The organism is Bifidobacterium sp. ESL0764 (genome assembly GCF_029395515.1).
In the GTDB taxonomy this organism is placed as follows: Bacteria; Actinomycetota; Actinomycetes; order Actinomycetales; family Bifidobacteriaceae; genus Bifidobacterium.
In genome coordinates, this window is the sequence record NZ_CP113919.1 from 1,331,501 (window position 1) to 1,349,391 (window position 17,891).

Consider the following 17,891-nt stretch of genomic DNA (forward strand, 5'->3'; position numbering starts at 1 on the left):
ATGTCTATGGTTAAAGGAGTTTCACGATGCAATGAAAGGAGCTGTCGATATGATTTCGACATCACGGTTCCTGTTGCATTTCGTCTGGCGTGGCTGGCGTAGCTAACACAAGTTGTTAAGTACCCAGAATTGAATATCGTGCCCGCGCCTTGGCGTCATTTGTTTCCATAGCATTCCTAGCCGTTGTTTTATTGTGGCAGCGTAATGGAAGATTGAATCACCGTTGTGGTTTATTCGGTGTTTTTTGTATTTTTAGATACAGGCAACAATCTCACTTGGTGTGGGCAATACCTACCAATCGAAAGAGCAACAGGAACGTTATGAGCTATGAAAACCACCAAACCTCGCACGGCAAGGCGCTGACCGCGACCATCGTCGTCATCGCCCTTATCCTCGTAGGCGGGTTCACCTATGAACTCGGCAGACGGGCCGGCATCACACAGGCATCCGGCGGCAAGGCCGTCAGCCAATCGGTGCAGTCGTCGACGGGTACGAAAAACGGTATGAAACGTGTCGGCATCCTCCAATACGTCAGCCATCCGGCCTTGGACCAGATTCATAAAGGCGTGGTCGACGAACTGAAGAAGGAAGGATTCGTCGACGGCAAGAACATCCAGATCTTCGACCAGAACGGACAGGCCGACCAGAGCAAGCTCGCCACGATGAGCGAGCAGCTGGTCAACAAGAAGTCCGACGTCCTGGTCGGCATCGCCACCCCCGCCGCCCAGGCGCTGGCCAACGCCACCACCACTACTCCGATCGTGCTCGGCGCGGTCACCGATCCGGTTGCGGCAGGGCTAGTGAAAGATATGAAGGCACCGGGCAAGAACATCACCGGCGTCTCCGACCAGCCGCCGGTCGCCGCCGAAATCAAGCTCGGCAAGCAACTGATGCCCCAGGCCAAGACGGTCGGCATGCTCTACGCCTCCACCGAGGTCAACTCCAAGTCGCAGGTCAAGACCGCCACCAAGGCGGCCGAAGCGCTCGGCATGAATGTCGAGAAATTCCCGGTGCCGTCGACCAACGAAATCGCGCAGACCGTGCAGGTGATGAGCGACAAGTGCGACTTCATCTACACCCCGCTCGACAACACCATCGCCAACGCCATGCCCACGGTGACCGAGGAAGCCAACAAGAAGGGCCGTCCCGTCATCAACTCGGTGGATACGATGGTCAAGCAAGGCGGACTGGCGACCATCGGCGTCAACCAATACCAGCTCGGGATCCAGACCGGCAAGATGGCCGCGCAGATCCTCAAGGGCAAGGGCAAGCCGGCCACCATGCCGGTCTACACGTTCTCCACCGGCGACACGATCATCAACAAGGAGCAGGCGCAACGTCTCGGCATCACCATCCCCGATAATCTGCGCAAGAGCGCCAAGCTCGTCAGCACGGAGGTCGGCAAGCAATGAGCATGATCATCTCATCGATCGGTCAGGGCATGCTGTGGAGCATGCTCGGCCTCGGTATCTTCATGACCTACCGTATCCTGGGCTTCCCCGATATGACCACGGAAGGCTCGTTCCCGCTGGGCGGCGCGGTGTGCGTCGCGGCCATCACCGCTGGCGTCAATCCGTTCCTGGCTACTTTGCTGGGCGTTTTGGCCGGCATGTGCGCGGGCCTGGTGACCGGCCTGCTCTACACGAAAGGCAAGATCCCCGTGGTCCTCGCCGGAATACTGGTGATGAGTGCGTTGAACTCGGTGATGCTCTTCGTCATGAAGTCCCCGAATCTCTCCCTGCTGAACCTGCCGAAGATCCAGGATGTCTTCATCCCGCTCAATCTGCCGACGAACTACGACACCGTCTTCATCGGACTGCTGGCCGTGGCCATCGTCATCGGCCTGATGTCGCTGTTTTTCAACACCGAATTCGGTCAAGCCTACATCGCCACCGGCGACAACGAATCCATGGCCAAGTCGCTCGGCATCCACACCGAACGGATGACCAACGTGGGGCTGATGGTCTCCAACGGCCTGATCGCCCTGTCCGGCGCACTGATCAGCCAGCATGACGGCTATGCCGACGTGAGCAAAGGCGTGGGCACCATCGTGATTGGCCTCTCCTCCATCATCATCGGCGAGGTCCTTTTCGGCGAGCTCTCCTTCTTCCAGCGCATGCTCGCCACCGTGGTCGGCAGCATCATCTACCAGCTGCTGATTCTTCTGGTCATCCGTCTCGGTTTCGACACCACCTATCTGAAGTTCTTCTCGGCGGTCGTGCTCTCGCTGTGCATGCTCATCCCGCAGTTCAGGCGGGCGTTGCACCTGACCACCGGCTTCGAGAAATACTTCAGGAAGAATGACGTCGTGGCAACCAAGGGAAAGGCGAACGCATGAACGACGAAACGATGACAAAGCCGAACAACGATGACCTCGCCCTGACTGCCAGTGTTGCCGAGGCACAAAGCGTGCGCGACCCGAAAGACATTCGTCTCGCCATCGAGCATTGCTCGGTGAGGGTCAACAACGGCATGGACGACACCAAGGAGATCCTGACCGACGCCAACCTCGCCGTGAAACCCGGTGATTTCATCACTGTGCTCGGCGGCAACGGCGCGGGCAAATCGACGCTGTTCAACATCATCGCCGGCGGCATCCACCCTACGACCGGGCGCGTGCTGCTGAATGGCGAAGACGTCACTTCGACCTCTCAGGAGACGCGTGCCAAATACATCGCCCGTGTCTTCCAGGACCCGAAGATGGGCACCGCGCCGCGGATGACCGTCGCCGAAAACCTGCTGCTCGCCACCCGTCGCGGCCAACCCCGCCGCTTGAAGATGCGTGAGATGGCACCCAACCACGACCGCTTCTTTCAGCTGTGCCGAGGCATCGGCAACGGACTCGAGGAACATCTCAACACGCCGGCCGGCAACCTTTCCGGCGGCCAACGCCAGGCACTGAGCCTGATCATGGCGACCATCACCAAACCTGACCTGCTGCTCTTGGACGAGCACACCGCGGCTCTCGATCCGAAGACCTCCAAGCAGCTCATGGCCATCACCGCCAGCACCATCGCGGAGCAGCAACTGACCTGTCTGATGATCACGCACCGCCTCGATGACGCCTTGAAATACGGCAACCGTCTCATCGTACTGCAAAAAGGCCAGATCGTCCGTGACCTGAACGCCGAGGAGAAGAAGAAGCTGACGATGGCCGACCTGCTCGAATTCTTCGAGGACGGGTTCTAAATCCAATCGCCTGCCGTCGAACGGCAATTCACGACAACGCCAAGGGCCCTGTGAGCTTGAAACTCACAGGGCCCTTGCGGTATGTCCTTTAAAGGAATGGGATTCAGAAATCAGCGAGCGTAGAACTCGACGACGTACTGAATGTTGACCTCGACCGGAATCTCTTTGGTCTCCGGCTTGCGGGTGAGGGTCGCCTTGAGCGAGGCGAGGTTGACGTCCAGGTATCCGGGGACTGCGGGCAGCACATCGCGGTGCACGCCTTCAGCGGCGATCTGGAAGGGAACCATGGTCTGGCTCTTCGGCTTGACCTGGATGGTCTGGCCGGGCTTGACGCGGTAGGACGGACGGTCCACCACGTTGCCATCGACCATGATGTGGCGATGCACGACGAACTGACGTGCCTGGGCGGTCGTGCGGGCGAAGCCTGCGCGAAGCACCAGAGCGTCGAGACGGGTCTCGAGATCGATGAGCATAGCGTCACCGGTCTGGCCCTTGGTGTGGGTGCCCTGTTCATAAGCTGCACGAAGCTGCTTCTCGGAGAGACCGTACTGGGCGCGCAGACGCTGCTTCTCGCGCAGACGAACCGCGTAATCGGATTCGGTGCGGCGACGCGTGCGGCCGTGCTCACCCGGAGCGTACGGGCGCTTCTCGAAGATGCGCTGAGCCTTGGGGGTCAGTGCGATGCCGAGGGCACGCGAAAGGCGCACCTGACGGCGAGAACGCTGAATGTTAGTCATTCTGTTGTTCCTTTGTATTCTGTCGTTATCTGAACGGAACGCGGAATCAAAAGAAACCGCGCTGAGCCGGGCCTCTCCAGTGCTTCAAGGCGCCAAGCGCCAACGACATCCCCGTTTTGCCGGGCATATCGCCGACCCACTGATGGGCTAAGACTCCAGATAATGTCCGCCTTATGGCAGACACAAACTCTTATTTTACCCGCAGGGTAAGGACGAACATAACGACGGTGCCACCCCGCTCCGGCCATGACTTCTACGTATCCGTCCGCGATGCGGACCACGCGCCGGTGCAAAGGCACAGATCCGACGTCAGTGGGTGTAGGAATTGCTGATGAAATCGGCGATGAAGCGGTAGATGCCCACGCAGATCGTGACCACCGAACGGGAGCTCAGGATAAAGGCCAACACGAACCACAGGACCCGATAAACGGTCTTGCGCGTGGTGATGCGGGTAAACACCCACGTCTTCCCCGCCACGAACCCGCTACTGTGCAGCGGGACATAGCCGCCGCAGATCACGAACATACCAACCGACTCCAGCAGCATGGACACCAGGAAGCAGACACACAGGATGGAGCCGACGATCAGCTGGATGGCATCGAGCCAGTCGATGAATTGCCAGGAGGGAAGATTGCGGATGATGACGCCGAAGTCGTCGATGAACTTGCGGTGCCACTGTCCGTCGGTGCCCAGCAGCAGCTTGGCGAAGGTGCCGGAGGTACGGGACTCGCTGACCGTGCCAATCGTATAGAGCGTCACGCAGAAGAGGACGAAGAATTCCAAGCACCTCGACAGGAACCCGGTCCTGTTGGCCTCGAACGACCCGTTGCGAATGAGCAGCACCAGCGACACCAGGTATTGCAGCAGGATGACGACCATCAGCACGGTGCAGACCGCCGAATAAGCCAGCGACAGATAGACGAAGAACAAGCCGCCGATGATGCCGCACAGCACATAGGCGACCACCGCCCCGCTGACATCGCTGCCCGCCGGCGCGAGATAGTCGTTGATGTCGGCCTGGTGTCCGGTTCCCGGCTCAACGCCGCCATCCACCGTTTCGTAATACATATCATACCGGCCGTCCGCCATGGTCGGATCGCCGCGATAGACCGCTGGTCTGCGCACGGCCTTCCACTGCAGGAAGCACACGACGACCTCGATGACGATGGCTGCCACAATTTGTGAAATAATCCCTGTCATTTTCCTCTGAACCCCTCGGTTTTGCCTGAACCTAGACGATTATATGCCCGTGCCCACGCGGCGAGCCGACACCTTACAGCTTCTCGATCGGAGCGACGCGCAGCATGAGGCGCTTGACGCCGTCAGAGCCGAAATCGACCGTGATGATCGAGTTGCGGCCCTTGTCCTGCGTGTCGACGACGGTGCCCAGGCCGTACTGGTCGTGAGTGATCTTGTCACCGACCGAGAAGTCGGCGATGCTCAGTTTGTTGTCTTTCTTAAGCGACGAAGCCGGCACCGAGCGCGACGCGGATTTGGGCGCGGTCCGGCGCGTGGTCACCTTGCCGCCGCGGGTGTGCGAGCCCGAAGAGTATGAGGACGAACCGTAGCCGGAACGGGAGCCGTACGACGAGCCACCCGACGAATGGGAACCGTAACCGGAATGCGAGGAGGAGCTGCGATAATCCGAACCTGCTCCATAGAGCGAGCGGGAATGCGAGCCGTAGGACGAAGAGCCGGAACGGGAACCGTAGCCAGAATGGCCTGAACCGTAGCTTGATCGGGAGCCGTGCGACGAGCCATAACCGGAACGCCCAGAACTACGAGAGCCGCCATACGACGAGGATGCCCCGGAAGCGCCGAACGTGGAACCGGATGAGAAACCATCGTCATCGTCCCAGCCACCGAACTCGTCGTCGAAACCACTGTCGCCGGAGCCACTGCCCCACCCGGAGCGCATGCGCTCGACGCCGGCCTCGCGTCGCTTCCATTCGATCAGCTCGTCGGGGATCTCGTCGAGGAACTGGCTGGGCATCATGTCGTTGGCCTGGCCCCACTGCGAGCGCACCGCCGCGCGGGTGACGTAGAGCCGCTGCTTGGCACGAGTGATGCCGACGTAGGCCAGACGACGCTCTTCCGAAAGCTCCTGTTCGTCCTCCAGCGAGCGGGAATGCGGGAACGTGCCCTGCTCCATGCCAGTGAGGAACACCACGGGGTATTCGAGGCCCTTGGCGGTGTGCAGGGTCATCAGCGTGACTTTGCCGCTGTCCTCCCCCTCGCCCGGCAACTGGTCGGAATCGGCGACCAACGCCGTGGTCTCGAGGAATCCGGAAAGCGTGGCGTCGGGCGTCTTCTGCTCGAACTCGGCGGCCACGGACTGCAGCTGCGAAAGGTTCTCGACACGCGACTCGTCCTGCGGGTCGGTGGAACGCTGCAGCTCTTCGAGCAGCTTGGACTTGTTGAGTACTTCCGCCACAATCTCGGAAGGCTTGGAATCGTGATCGGCGGCAAACTGCATCAGGCCTCGCATCAGGTCCCGGAATTCGCCGAGCTTGGTGCGGGTACGGGTGGGTAGATCGGGAATCTGATCCATCTGCTGAATAGCGTTCCAGAAAGGCGTGTTATGTGCCTCGGCGTAACCGGCGACCATGGATTCAGCCCGCGCGCCGAGACCGCGCTTGGGCGTGTTCATGATACGGCGCATGTTGACGCTGTCGGCAGGGTTGGTGATGGCCTGCAGGTAGGCGATGGCGTCCTTGACCTCACGGCGTTCGTAGAATTTCGTGCCACCGACAAGCTGGTAGGGAATACCTGCGTTGATCAGCGCCTCCTCCAGCGCGCGGGACTGCGCGTTGGCACGGTACATGATCGCCATGTCGGAGTAACGGTAGCCGTGCTCGCTTTTGAGATTGGCGATCTCGTTGGCGATCCAGCCGCCCTCCTGCTGGGCGTTGTCGGCCGCGTAGCCGATAATCGGGTCGCCCTTGCCGAGCGAAGTCCAGAGTTTCTTGGGTTTGCGTCCGGTATTCTTGGAAATGACGGCGTTGGCCGCGTCGAGGATGGTCTGCGTGGAGCGGTAGTTCTGCTCCAGCATGATGGTCAGGGCACCCGGGAAGTCCTTTTCGAAGTCCTGAATATTGCTGATATCGGCGCCGCGGAAGGCATAGATGGACTGGTCGGAATCGCCGACAACGGTCACCCAAGCCGGGCCTTCACGCCCTGCGGTTGGTTGGTTTCCTGCCATCGAGCCCAGCGCCGGTCGATCGGCGCTGTCGATGCCGGAAAGCTCACGCACCAGCTGGTACTGGGCGTGGTTGGTGTCCTGATATTCGTCGACCAGAATGTAACGGAACTTATGATGGTAATAATCCGCGACTTCGGGGTGATCATGCAAGAGCTCGACGGTACGGACAATCAGATCGTCGAAATCCACGGCATTCGCCGCGGCCAAGCGATGCTGGTATTCCGCGTAGATTACGGCATACACCGCATCTGCGTTGTCGGCACGTCCCATCTGATAGCCTTGCTGGCCGGGCTTGTAATCGGGTGCGTAAGTATTGAGCAGTTCTTTCCATCCGACCAGTTTGTTCTTGTAATCGGAGATCTGACCGAGGATGGCACGAGGCGTATAACGCTTCAGATCGACGTTGAGACTGGTAGCGATGAGCTTGATCAACCGCTGGCTGTCGGCGGTGTCATAGATAGAGAAACCGGAATTGAGACCGATGGTTTTCCCGTCTCGTCGCAAAATGCGCACACAGGCGGAGTGGAACGTCGAAATCCACATGTGCTCCGCCACCGGGCCGATCAAGGCCTCCAAACGCTCGCGCATTTCGGCGGCGGCCTTGTTGGTGAAGGTGATGGCCAGAATCTGGCTGGGCCACGCACCGAATTGGGAAAGAATCCACGCCACTCGACGGGTCAGCACACGGGTCTTGCCCGACCCGGCCCCCGCACCGATCAGCAAGGCCGGCCCACGATACTGCACCGCCTTGGCCTGCTGCTCGTTCAGGTCGCCGACGAGTTCCTCTGCGCTTCGTGCAATCAAATCCGGATCCTGTGCCACACCCATTCCCTTCACCAAGCCGTTTCGCGAGCGTCGCCAAGAGCCGCGCCCGCCTGTCATAGGACTTCATTTCTATCACATCCAGTTGTCATCGTCTCATCGGCCCGCGGCACGAGGCGGAACGGTCATATCACGCAACATATAAGTCAAATCGATGACGGATGCTAGATGCCGTTTATCAACGTCACCTCCACTGATTATGCTCGTAGACCATATATGTATGCGTGGCGTCGGGCATCGCCAAAATCTACCGACGGAAACGAGAGGAAAACATGAAGGAACTTGAAGACAGGATTCGCCGGGACGGAACCGTGAAACCGGGCGAAGTGCTCAAGGTCGACGCCTTCTTGAACCACCAGTGCGACGTGACGCTGTTCAACCACATGGGGGACGAATGGGCGCGCATCTTCGCCGGCAAGAAAATCGACAAGATCCTGACCATCGAGGCCAGCGGCATCGGCATCGCCTGCATCGCGGCCCAACATTTCGGCAACGTTCCTGTCGTGTTCGCCAAAAAGACCCAATCCATCAACTTGGACGGCGACCAATATACGGCAAAAGTCTATTCCTATACCAAACAGAAGGAATTCCCGGTCATCGTCTCGAAACGCTTCCTGAACCCCGGCGAGCACGTTTTGCTCATCGACGATTTCCTCGCCAACGGCAAGGCCATGCACGGTCTTATCGATATCTGCAACGAGGCCGGCGTCAAGATCGAAGGAATCGGCATCGCCATCGAAAAAGGCTTCCAACGCGGCGGCAAGGAACTGCGTGAAGCCGGTTATGAGGTAGCATCGCTGGCCATCGTCAAATCGATGGACGGCGAAAACGGAACCATCGAATTCGCATAGTTTCTGCTGACTTCAATTATTTGAACGTACTGCGGCCTGCACGGGAGACATGATTCCCGACGGCCGCTTTTTGTTGTCTGTTTCGTGTTGTCCGTTGGACGCATGCCTATTGGTCAGCGTTCATCACCGGCACCTTGCAAAATCCAATATGGTCATCATATGGTCATCGTCAACAGCACCGTAAAATATCATCAAAGATGAATCTTTGGCACCAAACAGACCGCATTGTTCTCAAAGAAACGCCCTGAACCCGTTCTGCCCACTGACGAGCGTATGCTTTCAGCTATCAGCACTATCTCAATTTCATCAAGAAAAGAGACCCTTTGAGCACTGATCAGCACGGCACCCACGAAGAGGCCGAACCAGCAAACATCATCCCCAATAATCAAAACAAGTCTGACGACAAATCGACTGTGACTTCACCAACCAAGCAGGCTGCAGCAGATAATAATGTCTCAGGACTTGCCTCCCACCTGCCGTGGCGCAAACGAAACGACGACGATTCCGCCGCGAACGGATCGAAGCAGCCTAAACCCAGCACCGAAGAAGCCCTGACCAGCCTCAACGGGCAGATCTCCTTCTGGCGCGGCGTCCCCTTCGGCCTGCAGCACGTCATGGCGATGTTCGTGGCCAACCTCGCCCCGATCTTCCTGGTGACCGCCGCCGCGCATCTGAGCCCCGCGCAATCGGCGATGATCATCCAGAACGGTCTGCTGGTCGCCGGCCTCGGCACCTGCCTGCAGCTCTACCCGATCTGGCGGGTCGGCAGCCGCCTGCCGATGGTCACCGGCATCTCGTTTACCTACGTCGCCGCCGCGACCGCCATCGTCGGCAAGCAGGGCTACGGCGCCCTGGTCGGCGCCATCATCGTCGGCGGGCTTATCGAGCTGGTGCTCGGCCTGACCGCGACCTTCTGGAAGAAATATGTGCCGCCGATCGTCTCGGCCATCGTGGTGACCTCCATCGGCTTCTCGCTGCTCTCCACCGGCGCGTCCTCGTTCGGCGGCGGCTCGGGAGCCAAGGATTTCGGTAGTTGGCAGAACCTCACGCTGGGCCTGGTCTCGCTGGTCGCGTGCCTCGCCTTCCAACTGCTGATGAAAGGCACCGCCAAGCAGCTCTCGGTGCTCTTCGGCCTGGTGGTCGGCTATGTGATCGCGATTTTCATGGGCAAGGTCGATTTCTCCGGATTCACCGGTCTGCAGGTGGTGAGCCTGCCGCACTTCATGCCATTCAAACCGACCTTCGACGCCGGTTCCATCATCTCCTTCGCGCTGCTCTACGTGGTCTCCTCGGTCGAGGTGCTCGGCGACACCGCGGCGCTTTCCAAGGTGGGCCTGAACCGTCTGCCCACCGACCGCGAGACCAGCGGCGCCATCGCCGGCGACGGCCTGATCTCCACCGTCTCCGGGCTCTTCGGCTGCCTGCCGCTGACCTCGTTCGCCCAGAACATCGGGCTGGTGGCCGTCACTAAGGTCGTCAACCGCAAGGTCATCCTCTCCGGCGGCTTCATCCTCATCCTGGCCAGCTTCGTGCCGGCCGTGGCCCAGGTGTTCAACTCGATGCCGCAGGCCGTGCTCGGCGGATGCACCATCATGATGTTCGGCAACATCATCCTCTCCGGTTTCCAGATGATCGCCGAGGCAGGCTTCAGCCAGCGCAACACCACCATCGCGGCGCTCTCCCTGACCATCGGCATCGGCTTCACGCAGGTCGGCGGCATCTTCGCCCAGTTCCCGCAGCTCTTCCAGTCGATCTTCGCCACCAACTGCATCGCCGTTTCGTTCGTGGTCGCCGTCATTTTGAACGCTGTACTTCCCAACGAGTCGCATTTCCTGGTCAACACACATAACGGTTCCGGCGAAAACAATACCGCAGAAACTAAAGACTGAAGCTAAAACAGGCTCCTTCGCCCAAAACATCGCAATTTCGTGCTGGTAAACGTACTTTAATCTCTTATTACAGTACGTTTACCAGCACTATCACATTCCGATGCCGGGAAACGCACCGCAACCGTTTATCTGAGTCCGTTTACCAGCATCAAACGCAATCGACTACTTGCTAATGCCCATGTACTCGTTGATGATGTCGTCATAGATGCCGATGAAATCGAAGTACATCGCCTTGGGAAGGCTTTCGTTGACGCAGTGCATCGTATCGTTGCCTGGCCCGAACATCACGTAGGCGGTGTCCTTGGGGCTGTCGAGCAGGAGCACGCTGCCGTCGGTACCGCCGGACACGCCGAACATCGGGATCTCGCCGGGCTTGCCCTGCTCCTTCAAATGGTGCTCCCCCACCGACTTGACGATCTTGGCAAGCTTGGCGTCCTTCGGGCCGATTGCAGGAACGATATCCATACCGACCTCGTAGGAGACGGTGGCCTTGTGACTGTCGTTGAACTTCGCCACTTCATCGTCCAAAACAGCGAGAATCTCTTTGTTGCTGAACTCGGGGATGATACGCATGTTGATTTCGGCACTGGCGGACTCAGGAATCGCATTGACCTGCTGGCCGCCACGGATGACGTCAATATTAAAGACGGTATCGCCGAGGTCCGGGTTGCTCTTTCCGGCCGATGCGGCCTTGATGCGCTTGGAAATGGTATCGAGGAATTCGATCAGATTCTCCACTGCGTTGATGCCCGCGGCCGGAGTGGAGCTGTGCGCAGCCTTCCCCTTCATCGCGATGTTCAGGTTCAGCTCGCCCTTGGTGGCGTAGACGATGTTGTAGCCGGAAGGCTCGCCGACGAGCAACGCCTCGACGCCTTTCATATAACCCTGCTTTTCGAGTGCAGCGGCACCGGGCATGCCGACCTCTTCACCGGCCGTGACCAGGAAACGCACGGTGCCGCGCATCTGCTCCTCATGCTTTTTGAGATTGAGCATGGCGATGACCATGGCGGCAAGGCCGGCCTTCATATCGGTCACGCCGCGGCCGTAGACCAGATCGCCGTCTTCGGTGAGCTTGAACGGATCGGTCTTCCAGCCTTCCTGCTGGGCCGAGACGGTGTCCATATGCCCGGTCAGCCCGAGAATCGGCTCACCGTGCCCGAGTTCGGCGACGAGGTTGGCACGTGTCGGGTCCTCTTCAAGCGGCAGAACCTTGCAGGGCACGCCGGCTTTATCGAAAATCGCCTTGATTTCATCCGCTACGACCTTTTCGTTGCCGTTTTCGGTACGTAGTCCTACGAACTTGCGCAGCAGGTCCATGGCTTCTTGCTCGTTCATGATATTCCCTTTCAAAAGATGACAATATGCATATTCTTCTATTAAACCACTTCACTCGTTCACCAATTATCACAGGCAAACGTTTCGATTTCAAGACACCAACTTGTCCAACAGACATGAACGATTGCTCCCATTGCTCTGTAGTAAGATCCACAAATCCGACTGCAGCGCAGATCGCTATCGCAGGCATTCACCCGTTGCATAGAACGGTGTACAGTATGGTTTTGCACTTTCAACGCTTCGCCAAGGAGAGTATATGGAGATTGGATCATTGGCAGAATGGGCCACGGCAGTAGCAGAGACCGCAGCGGTATTAGTGGCGCTGTTCCTACCGTATTTGGAACGCCGTCGAAACGACCGCAAAAATTCACGCAATCTCAAGATCATGCTGCGTGGCATCATCGAACGCGCTTTGAAAGACCAGAATTCTCACTCACTCGAGTCTTTCCTCAACCTCTCGTCACTGACCGATGCCGGCGAACGAGATAAGGAAACACTCGACACCGCACGACAGATTCTTGAACTGTTTCAAACCACCGAGATGAATGTTTCAGAGCGTCATGAAGAAATCATCGAATTACTCAGCACCATACAACCGTAAAAATCCTGTTCGGTTTTTAGAAAATTCAGGAATCATGATGCTAAAGCAGAAGTCGCCATCCCGCAACAACATTCGGAATGGCGACTTCTGCGGGATAATATCTTGAGGCTGATTCTCACCGCTGGCTGGGATTGTGGTTGTCCGGATTCGGATCGGTAAAGACGTTAAGCGTGTCCATATCCGCGTCGCTGATGGTGAAATCGACATCGGCGTTGTTTTCGATATGTTCACGATGCGTGGCTTTCGGAAGCGGCAGCACACCGTTCTGCAGGCAGAAGCGAATCGCCAGCTGGGCGGTTGAGACCCTATACTTTTCGGCCATCGCCTTGAGCTCCGACGAACCGAGCAGCCCGCCGGTAGCGAGCGGCGAATAGGCTTCGATCAGCAGACCGTGGGATTGTGCGAAGGTCCTGTTTCTCGGTTCGGTGGCACCGACGTAATACTGAATCTGATTGACCGCGGGCGTCACCTCGTCATGGTCGAGAATGTTCTTCAAATCGTGGTCATCGAAATTCGACACCCCGATGGCACGCACACGGCCGGAACGATAGATCTTCTCCATCTCGCCCCAGACCGCCAGATTCTCCGCGTCCATGCGCATGTGCCCCGCGTGGCTCCACGGCCAGGGCGCGTGGATGAGATAGAGATCGAGGGTATCAAGTCCGAGGTTCTCCATCGTCTCTTCGAAATGCGGCAGCACCCCGTCCGCCGTCTTGACCTCGGCCGGAAGCTTCGAGGTCACGAAAATCTCGTCGCGCGCCACTCCCGACTCGCGGATCGCACGTCCGACGCTGCGTTCGTTGCCATAGACGTAGGCGGTGTCGATATGGCGATACCCGGCGTCCAGCGCCATCCGCACCGAATCATAGGCCACTTTCCCATCGGGAATCTGCCAGGTGCCGAACCCAATCTTCGGAATCTTCACCCCGTTGTTCAGCGTATAAGTATCAGTAAGAATCGTCATCGTTTCTGCCTTTCAGGTAATGGTGGAACCACTGCTGCTCAGTGTAGCCCTTCATAGATATCACGGTGACGGATGACCACGATGCCGGAAAGGTACATCAGGGCGATGACGACGAGGACCAGCACGATGATGGGCGTCCAGGTATGCAGGAGGCCATTGAGCGCGCCGAGCGCCACCGGGCCGACCGCGGCCAGCAGGTAGCCGCCGGACTGGGCCATGCCGGAAAGGCGGGCAGTGTCGGCCGCGTTCGAAGTACGCTTCTGGAAGAAGATCACACAGATGCTGAACGCCGCGGCCGAGGCCATGCCCATCAAGGCGGAGGCCACCACATTGAGCGGCAGATTCGCGCCCGGCACAAGGATGCCCAATACTCCAAGGGCGAATCCCCCGCCGACGATGCCGTTGATGATGGCCAGCCCATGTTTGCGCTCGGCGATCATCGGCACCGTCAGTGTCAGCGGCATGCCAGTCAGCTGGAAGAGCGTGGCGAGATTTCCCGCCACCACAGAGCTGAAACCTGCCTCCTGCCACATCGAAGGCAACCAGGTAAGCAGGGAATAATACAGCATGGATTGCAAGCCGAAGTAGGCCAAAATCAACCATGCCAGCGGCGAGCGCCACGGCGTCCTGTCGACCATTGGTCGGTCGACGGGAGTGTCAACGGCAATGTGCGATGAGCCGGAACGACGTTGGTTGAGCACGGCAATGAATATCCACACAATCAGCGCGACGGGGCCCACCAGCGCAAACATCGCCATGCTTGACTGGATACCAATCTTTGAGGCGACGACGCCAGACGCGGCAGTGCCGAGCGACGCGACGATGACCTGCGCCATGGTGTAAAGGGTGGTCATGCCCGCGATGTTATTTGGGAAACGATCCTTGATGACGGCTGGCAGCAGCACGTTGCCGCCAGCGATACCAATGCCGAGAATGGCGGTTCCGACCATCAGCGCCCATGACGAAGGAATGACACGCAGGTAGCTGCCGACGCTCAGAATGATCAACGAGACGACCAGCACTTTGTCGCTGCCGTGTTTCGCACCGAACTTGCCCATCAGCGGCGAGGCGAGTGCGAATCCCAGCAGCGGGATGGTGGTAAGCAAGCCCGCCAACGAGGTCGGCAGACCGATTTCAGCTTTAAGGTCCGTCAGCAGCGGCGGCATCATAGTGATCGGCATACGCAGATTCGCACCGGCCAGTATCAATCCCAAAACCACCAGCCATGCGCCTCTGCTCATATTCTTGCTCACTATTCATCCTCCTAAACCACTTGTTGATATTCGGCAACACGCATCGTCTCTCGCCTTAACAGGCGAACAAACCATTATCGTGTTGCCACTTTGACATTTATTCAATTAGGAACAGGCGTCAACTCACCCGATTCGGGCCGCAAAACCACAATCCTCAATGCTCAACCGTAACCGACCTGCCGACAGACTTTCTCTCAGGCTCCGACAGGGTTCACACATGTCTATTGCGCAAGATCTTTCAACGTGTCGCCGGCAATCCTGTATGTCGTCCAATCGGACATCTGTTCGGCACCCAACGACAGGTAGAAATCGATACTTGGCTTGTTCCAGTCCAGGCACCACCATTCCAAACGGCCGCATTTGCGCTCGACGGCAATTCTGGCCAGCTCTTTCAATATCGCTTTACCATAGCCGTGTCCCCTGTATTCCGGCGAAACATACAAATCCTCCAGATACAGGCCTGCTCTGCCCAAAAACGTCGAGAAATTATGGAAGAACAGTGCGAATCCGATCTCCTTGTCGCCGAGACAGGCGAAAATGACCTCCGCCTTCTGCTTGTCGAAAATCCACTCCTCGAGCGTTTCCTCATCGGCGACGACCTCGTCCAGCATTTTCTCGTAATCGGCAAGTTCCTTGATGAATTTCAGAATCAACGCGACGTCTTCGCGCCCAGCATATCTGAATTTCAGTTCGTCGTCCATGTTATTCCTTCCTTTCAAGAACGCGGTTGGTTTAAACCAGTCATCACCTTGCCGCCGGCGATTGGGCGAAGAACTCTACAGGAAACAGACATTTCCTCACTGTATACGCGCAATGGCGGATTCAACATCTCATAATAAAAATCGCTGGCTACCATCAGTTTTGTACAGCAATATATCAGCAACGGAAGAATCGCAGAGACAGCACAACATATAGCATATGAGAGGCTGATTCTATCCATAGAAAGCTTCTCCGGCCATCCCGTCAATCCGAGACTATTCGCCATTTATATACACAAGGCGACGATAACTGTCACTGATTCGAGAATATTCCCAATTTATAGACACTAGCCGATGCTAAACGTCATCAGCTCAAGACTATTCTCCATTTATGCCCACTAGACAACTCTATATGTCACTAAATTGAGAACAATCTTAGTTCCATGCCAATTGGGCAGCAAAAACGCTACTAAACCCAACGCAGAGGCCGGTTTAGTAGCGTTCTAAGCCCTAGTACGATTGCCGTTCACCATACGAACAGGGTGAACGACGACCGCTGACGCTCACTCCCACTCGATGGTGGCCGGCGGCTTGGAGGTGCAGTCGAGCACCACGCGGTTGATGCCGCGGCACTCGTTGGTGATGCGCGTGGAGATCGTGGCCAGCACGTCGTAAGGCAGACGGTACCAGTCGGCGGTCATCGCGTCGTCCGAGGAAATCGGCCGCAGCACGATCGGCGAGCCGTAGGTGCGCTCGTCGCCCTGCACGCCCACGGAGTGGACATTGGCCAGCAGCACCACCGGGCATTGCCAGATGTCGCGGTCGAGGCCGGCCTTGGTCATCTCCTCGCGGGCGATGGCATCGGCCTCGCGCAGCAAATCGAGCCTTTCCTTCGTGATCTCGCCGATAATGCGGATGCCCAGGCCCGGGCCCGGGAACGGCTGGCGCCAGACGATCTGGTCGGGCAGGCCGAGCTTGGTGCCGATGGCGCGCACCTCGTCCTTGAACAGGCTGCGCAGCGGCTCGATGAGCTTGAACTTGACGTCGTCGGGCAGGCCGCCGACGTTGTGGTGCGACTTGATATTGGCCGTGCCGTCGCCGCCGCCGGATTCGACGACGTCCGGGTAGAGCGTGCCCTGCACGAGGAACTTGACTTCCTTGCCGCGTGCCCCGGCCTCCTCAAGCACCTGACGCTGCGCCTTCTCGAAGGTGCGGATGAACTTCTCGCCGATGATCTTGCGCTTGCGCTCCGGCTCAGTGACACCCTTCAAAGCCGTCAGGAACTCCTCAGAAGCGTCAACCTCAATGAGGCGAATACCCGTGGCCTTGACGAAATCGTGGCGGACCTGTTCGGCCTCGCCCTTACGCAACATGCCGTGGTCGACGAACACGCAGGTGAGCTGGTCGCCGATGGCCTTGTGCACCAAGGTCGCGGCGACGGCGGAGTCCACACCGCCCGAAAGCCCACAGATGACCTCGGCGTCGCCGACCTCCTCGCGGATTTTCTTCACCTGGGTGTCGATGATGTTGTCGGCGTCCCAATCGCTGGGCAGACCGGCGCAGCGATGGAGGAAGGTTGAGAAGAGATCTTGGCCCAGCGGGGTGTGCTTGACCTCGGGATGCCACTGCACGCCATAGAGCTTGCGGGACTCGTCCTGCATCGCGGCCACGGGGGCGCCCTGCGTATGTGCCAAAACCTCGAAGCCGGCGGGTGCCTGCTCGACGGCGACGCCGTGGCTCATCCACGTGGTCTGCTCGGCAGGGGAACCGGCCAGCACGCCTTCGGCATCGTCGATCACCGCTTCGGTCTTGCCGTATTCGCCGAGCGCCGCCTTGTCGACCTTGCCGCCGAGCTCGTTGGCCATGACCTGGAAGCCGTAGCAGATACCCAGCACGGGCACCCCAGCGTCGAAGATCTTCTTGTCGATATCGGGCGCGCCCGGTTCGTAGACCGACGCGGGGCCACCAGAGAGGATTATGGCCTTCGGGTCCTTGGCCAGCATCTCGTCCACCGGCATGGAATGAGGCACCAACTCGGAATAGACATGCGCCTCGCGCACGCGCCGTGCGATAAGCTGGGCGTATTGTGCACCGAAATCAACGACAAGCACTGGACCTTTTGCCATGGACTCTCCCTATATATAAATAGTATGAAACAAATATAAAGTAGTGTCCATTCTCGCGGTTCAATGCGACAAAATCAAGTGTTCTCCACATGGCATCGGAACAAACAAAAAACAACATCACAAAAAACAACACGCCGCGTGAATTTTCTGTGAATCGAACATCGCTAAGCGTTGGCGTTACGGAGTTTATGGCTCAATTTCAACGTTTGTAAGTTGTTTTGTTA

The 17,891-nt window shown here is 58.1% G+C and carries 14 protein-coding genes; 6 read left to right on the forward strand and 8 right to left on the reverse strand.

Annotated elements, in window-relative coordinates:
* Positions 1-320: 320 nt before the first annotated feature.
* The 3 genes from trpX to OZX71_RS05040 are packed head-to-tail and all read left to right on the forward strand — an operon-like array spanning position 321 to position 3,189.
* Positions 321-1,412, forward strand: coding sequence for a tryptophan ABC transporter substrate-binding protein (trpX, locus tag OZX71_RS05030; protein WP_277159560.1), 1,092 nt, complete (start codon positions 321-323; stop codon positions 1,410-1,412).
* Positions 1,409-2,338 carry an ABC transporter permease gene (locus OZX71_RS05035; RefSeq protein WP_277159561.1) on the forward strand — a complete coding sequence of 310 codons (930 nt, stop codon included), beginning with the start codon at positions 1,409-1,411 and terminating at the stop codon, positions 2,336-2,338. The genes trpX and OZX71_RS05035 overlap by 4 nt, the downstream gene beginning before the upstream one ends.
* Positions 2,335-3,189: an ATP-binding cassette domain-containing protein gene (locus OZX71_RS05040; RefSeq protein WP_277159562.1), complete on the forward strand. Its 855-nt coding sequence runs from the start codon at positions 2,335-2,337 to the stop codon at positions 3,187-3,189. Before OZX71_RS05035 ends, OZX71_RS05040 begins: the two co-directional genes overlap by 4 nt.
* 110 nt (positions 3,190-3,299) lie before the next feature.
* Here OZX71_RS05040 and rpsD read toward each other — a convergent pair whose 3' ends face one another.
* From rpsD to OZX71_RS05055, 3 genes are all read right to left on the reverse strand, one after another.
* Entirely contained in the window at positions 3,300-3,926 is a 627-nt protein-coding gene (gene rpsD / locus OZX71_RS05045; RefSeq protein WP_277146621.1) for a 30S ribosomal protein S4, read from the reverse strand.
* 309 nt (positions 3,927-4,235) lie between these two features.
* On the reverse strand, positions 4,236-5,126 hold the full coding sequence (locus OZX71_RS05050) for a hypothetical protein (RefSeq protein WP_277159563.1): 891 nt from the start codon (positions 5,124-5,126) through the stop codon (positions 4,236-4,238).
* Between the two features lie 73 nt (positions 5,127-5,199).
* Positions 5,200-7,950 (reverse strand): UvrD-helicase domain-containing protein, encoded by a 2,751-nt coding sequence (locus OZX71_RS05055; RefSeq protein ID WP_277159564.1) that lies wholly within the window; start codon positions 7,948-7,950, stop codon positions 5,200-5,202.
* A 272-nt stretch (positions 7,951-8,222) separates the two neighbouring features.
* On the opposite strand from OZX71_RS05055, the gene OZX71_RS05060 reads away from it, so the two are divergent.
* Together OZX71_RS05060 and OZX71_RS05065 are read left to right on the forward strand one after the other, a co-directional pair.
* Entirely contained in the window at positions 8,223-8,801 is a 579-nt protein-coding gene (locus OZX71_RS05060; RefSeq protein WP_277146618.1) for a xanthine phosphoribosyltransferase, read from the forward strand.
* 551 nt (positions 8,802-9,352) lie between these two features.
* Positions 9,353-10,690, forward strand: coding sequence for a nucleobase:cation symporter-2 family protein (locus OZX71_RS05065; protein WP_277160661.1), 1,338 nt, complete (start codon positions 9,353-9,355; stop codon positions 10,688-10,690).
* A 162-nt stretch (positions 10,691-10,852) separates the two neighbouring features.
* Here the strand turns inward: OZX71_RS05065 and OZX71_RS05070 are convergent, their stop codons facing one another.
* Positions 10,853-12,025, reverse strand: coding sequence for an ArgE/DapE family deacylase (locus OZX71_RS05070; protein WP_277159565.1), 1,173 nt, complete (start codon positions 12,023-12,025; stop codon positions 10,853-10,855).
* A gap of 256 nt (positions 12,026-12,281) precedes the next feature.
* Between OZX71_RS05070 and OZX71_RS05075 the strand changes: the two genes are divergently transcribed.
* A complete protein-coding gene (locus OZX71_RS05075) occupies positions 12,282-12,626 on the forward strand; it encodes a hypothetical protein (protein WP_277146616.1) in 345 nt (114 codons plus the stop codon).
* Positions 12,627-12,741: 115 nt separating this feature from the next.
* On the opposite strand, the gene OZX71_RS05080 is transcribed toward OZX71_RS05075, so the two are convergent.
* The 4 genes from OZX71_RS05080 to guaA form a co-directional block, all read right to left on the reverse strand.
* A complete protein-coding gene (locus OZX71_RS05080) occupies positions 12,742-13,590 on the reverse strand; it encodes an aldo/keto reductase (protein ID WP_277159566.1) in 849 nt (282 codons plus the stop codon).
* A gap of 38 nt (positions 13,591-13,628) precedes the next feature.
* Positions 13,629-14,843, reverse strand: coding sequence for an MFS transporter (locus OZX71_RS05085; protein ID WP_277159567.1), 1,215 nt, complete (start codon positions 14,841-14,843; stop codon positions 13,629-13,631).
* A gap of 221 nt (positions 14,844-15,064) precedes the next feature.
* The gene (locus OZX71_RS05090) at positions 15,065-15,544 is read right to left on the reverse strand and encodes a GNAT family N-acetyltransferase (RefSeq protein ID WP_277146613.1); all 480 of its coding nucleotides are present in this window, start codon (positions 15,542-15,544) and stop codon (positions 15,065-15,067) included.
* A 560-nt stretch (positions 15,545-16,104) separates the two neighbouring features.
* Positions 16,105-17,667 (reverse strand): glutamine-hydrolyzing GMP synthase, encoded by a 1,563-nt coding sequence (guaA, locus tag OZX71_RS05095; protein ID WP_277146612.1) that lies wholly within the window; start codon positions 17,665-17,667, stop codon positions 16,105-16,107.
* Positions 17,668-17,891: the final 224 nt, after the last annotated feature.